Origin of the sequence: Streptomyces sp. H39-C1, assembly GCF_027158125.1 — a bacterium.
Taxonomy (GTDB): domain Bacteria; phylum Actinomycetota; class Actinomycetes; order Streptomycetales; family Streptomycetaceae; genus Actinacidiphila; species Actinacidiphila fildesensis.
On the sequence record NZ_JAPVLS010000176.1, the window covers coordinates 3,804 to 7,169 of the forward strand.

At 72.7% G+C, this 3,366-nt stretch carries 3 protein-coding genes and 1 pseudogene; all 4 read left to right on the forward strand.

Translation table 11 applies throughout. From position 1 onward, the window contains the following. A pseudogene (locus O3W51_RS46565) lies at positions 1–180 on the forward strand (acyltransferase); the annotation flags it as partial. Positions 181–434: 254 nt separating this feature from the next. Then, positions 435–1,265 (forward strand): hypothetical protein, encoded by an 831-nt coding sequence (locus O3W51_RS46570; RefSeq protein WP_269290058.1) that lies wholly within the window; start codon positions 435–437, stop codon positions 1,263–1,265. Beyond that, entirely contained in the window at positions 1,220–2,056 is an 837-nt protein-coding gene (locus tag O3W51_RS46575) for a hypothetical protein (RefSeq protein ID WP_269290060.1), read from the forward strand. Before O3W51_RS46570 ends, O3W51_RS46575 begins: the two co-directional genes overlap by 46 nt. Before the next feature lie 344 nt (positions 2,057–2,400). Beyond that, positions 2,401–2,610, forward strand: a complete 210-nt coding sequence (locus O3W51_RS46580) for a hypothetical protein (RefSeq protein WP_269290062.1) — start codon at positions 2,401–2,403, stop codon at positions 2,608–2,610. Positions 2,611–3,366: the final 756 nt, after the last annotated feature.

Genomic DNA, 3,366 nt, shown 5'->3' on the forward strand with positions numbered 1-3,366 from the left:
TCCGGGCGCTCGATGTGGTCATTGACCGACCTGGACCGACTGTCGGCGCACTACGGCGTGGCGGTCCCGGATCTGCTGTGCGGGATGGATCACGCGGTGAACAAGCTCTCGCCGCGTCGGCGGACGGCTTTGGTCGGCGGCACCCAGACCGTCATTAGCGCGGGCGGGGGCGCCGGATAGGTAGCGGCCACGGGGAGTAGTCTCACCGGCACAGAAGATCACCAGCACATCAGTCACCACGCGCAAAAGCCCCTCGGGCGGGTTCCGGAACAGTTTCGCGGCTTTCCGGGCCTTCGGGGCTTCGCGGTGACCGGCATAGGTCGTTGGCGAGTGTACCCGGGCGTTGAGCCCGGTACGCGTCGGCGGTCGGAAACGGAACACGTCGTGCAGAACAGTTCAGCCACCCGGAGCCGGTACGCGGCAGAGGTGGCCAGGTGAGGAAGCGCAGCGGTCGGCCCCCACGGTTTGCGGCGATCCCGAACACCACTGTTGATGACGCGGTGGCGATGGACCTTGAGGCCCTGGGGCTACTGGCGGTGTTGATCCGCCATCGGGACGGTTGGGACATCCAGTTGGCGACCATTGCCCGGCAGTACGGATACGGGCGCGACGGCCTGGCGGGCGCGATGGGGCGGCTTCAGGTGGCCCGGTACGTCGTGAAGATCCGCATCATGGCTTGGGAAGGCAACCAGTGGTCCACCGAAATGGTGGTCTACGACACCCCCGCGACGGATGCAGAGGTGGCCGCGCTGCTGACCTCGGTCGAGCACGAGCCCGATGTCCGACAGGTCCAGCTCATCGCACCCACGCCCAAGGCCATGGGTGCGGCCTCGAAACGTCGGGCAAAGCTCGCGGCGAAAGCGGATGGGCCCAAGCTCAACATCACCGTTCCCCGACTCCCGGAATCCCGGGAGTCACTAAGAAGACTGGTAGCCAGAAGACAACAGAAGACGAAAACACCTCCCGTCCGTCCGTCCGTAAACCTGAGGTGGGTGCGCGCGCGGCTGCGAGCACGGATGGACGGACGGACGGCGGCGGCTCGAATGTTCAGGAAGCGGGACAGCAGCACGCCGGGGGGGCGAGTCCGGCAGCGGCTGACGCCGCGCCGGACAACGACAACGGCGCAGCAGCAGAGGCGGGTGCTCCGGGCGGTCCGCTGCCGGGTGCGGGAGCTCCGGCCCACCGGACGGCTTCGGACGGGACGGAGATCCTGCACCGGATGGGCCGCCGCGTGCCGCAGCTCGCTCTTGCCGGGAAGGTGCTGAACGATCAGGCGTTGCGTCTGGACGGGCTGTTGGCGGAGTCGGAGCGGCTGGGCCGCCCGTGGTCACGAGGTGAGTTGCTGGAGGCGCTGTGTGCCCCGTTCACCGAGAAGATCCGCACCAGCGCGGGCGCGGTGGTCTCCGCACGGATCGGCGCCCTTCCGCTGACTCCGACCGCCCCTCGCATTCCGGTCCAGGGGACCGCGCCGGATGCGGCGGCGGACGCTGCGGACTGGGACCGCGACGGCGGCCGGGACGGTCGGATGCCGTCCGGGCGGGACTTGTCGTCGTCGGCGGCCTGGACGTGGGCGGAGAAGCGGGCGGCTCTGGACGCTGTCACCCGCCACGACGGGCACTGCGCCGGGGACGACACGATGTGCTCGCGGATGGCCGTTGAGGGCGAGACGCTGTGCGGCGAGCACCTGGGCTGGCCTCTGTGTGCCGGGGGCTGCGGCATCTGGGCCCGCACCGGGGTGTGCGCGGGCTGCGAGGCGGCCGGGCGGCACCGGCTGGAGCACGGGACGCCGACCGGTGACGGCCGATGCCCCGGCTACGGCGGCCGACAGTGCGGGCGGGAAGTGCAGGCCGCCGGATGGTGCGTGCGCTGCCGGATGGAGGCCCAGCGCGCCGCCGACCGCCAACTGCTCGACGCCGCCGCCGCCGGCACCGCCGACGCGGACTGGCAGCAGCTCACCGCAGCCGCAGCCCGCGAAGCCGAGCACGACGCCCACGACGCCGCCTACACCGATCCCGCCACCACCAGCCACCCACAGGAGGAAACCGCCCCGTTCTAGGCCCCTGGTCGCGCCCGTGAGCGCCTTTCTCCCGCCCCGGGCCTCGCGGGTCCGGGGCGGGGGCCGGTGGGCCGTCAGATCGCCGTACAGGGCTTCCGGCGTCCTAGCAGCGGTGAGCGGCGGAAGCCCGATGGGCGGCCCGGAGCCGGTTTCCGGGCCTGCCCGAAGTGCTGCTAGGTGCTAGGCGCCTGGTCAGCGCGGCGGGCCTAGCAGGCGGGGGTGCTAGACCTAGCACCCCCGCTAGCAGGTCCGGGGCGAGGCGATGCGGGCGCCGTGGGACACCTTCGGGTGTTCCGGGGAGGGGTCGGCTTCCTGGGGCCCGTGGGGGGCTTTACGGTGCACCGGTGGACAACTACCCGATGGCGGAACGGCGTCGCGGCTGCCGGAACCTGACCGATCCCGAACGGGACCTCGCGCAGCGCCTGGCGGCCCGCGCGGACCGGCTGCGCACCGACGCCGGCCGCGAGGGCGGGGAAGGCCTGAGCGTCGCGGACGCGGTCGCGCTGGCGGCCGTCCAACTCGGCCTGCACCCGCCCGCCGGCCCCGCCGACTGAGAGCACGTCGGCGCCTCGGCGCGCCTCCCTCCTCCGCCTTGACACGGCCGGTACGCTCCAGGCCGACCCGCAGCGCAGCGAGGACTTGAGGTCTGGAGCGCGCCGGACGCGCCGCGGCTGATCCGGCATCAATTCCCCTCCCCGCCCCCGCGTTGGCGAAGCGGGCCGCGACCGTGCCAGAGGGGCGGGTGTGGCCGCTGGGTCCGCAGGGGCCACGGCTGACTACCCTGTGTCCGGCCGGCTCCGGGCCGTCTTCCTCCCGCCCGGGGGCCCGGGGTCCGGCCACCCACCGCGTGCCGCGCGTGGCCCGTGCCGGGCGTGCCGCGCACGCGAGGCCAGCTCCCCGCCGACCCGGGGCCGTCCGGCGGTGTCTCGCGCGCGAGACGTGTGCACCCGTGCTCGTGCTCACGCGTGCACACGAGAGCGGGTCGGCCGGGGAAGGCCGCCGTCCGCCCCGGCCCTCGCACCGGGGAAGGGAAAGGGACCTCTCCTGGCAAGCAGGAAGAGGTGTCGATCCGGCGGGACCGGTTGCACTCGGCCGGTGACCTGCACCGGTACCCGGGCCGCCGGATAGGGCGGTGAAACCTGCCGCGAAACCCCGCACGAAACCCCGCACGAAACCTCCTACGAAACCTCTCGCAAAACCCGCCGCGAAACCTCCCGCGAAACCGGTCCGGCAGGCGGTTGCACTCGTCCGTCGAGGGGCGGCCGGACGGGCCAGGGCCGACCTGTGGTCCGGCGGGACCTGGCCGGTTC

Coding starts and splice junctions, on each gene's coding strand:
- O3W51_RS46575 (WP_269290060.1), top strand. CDS start 1,220: ATGGGCCGCCGCGTGCCGCAGCTCGCTCTTGCCGGGAAGGTGCTGAAC.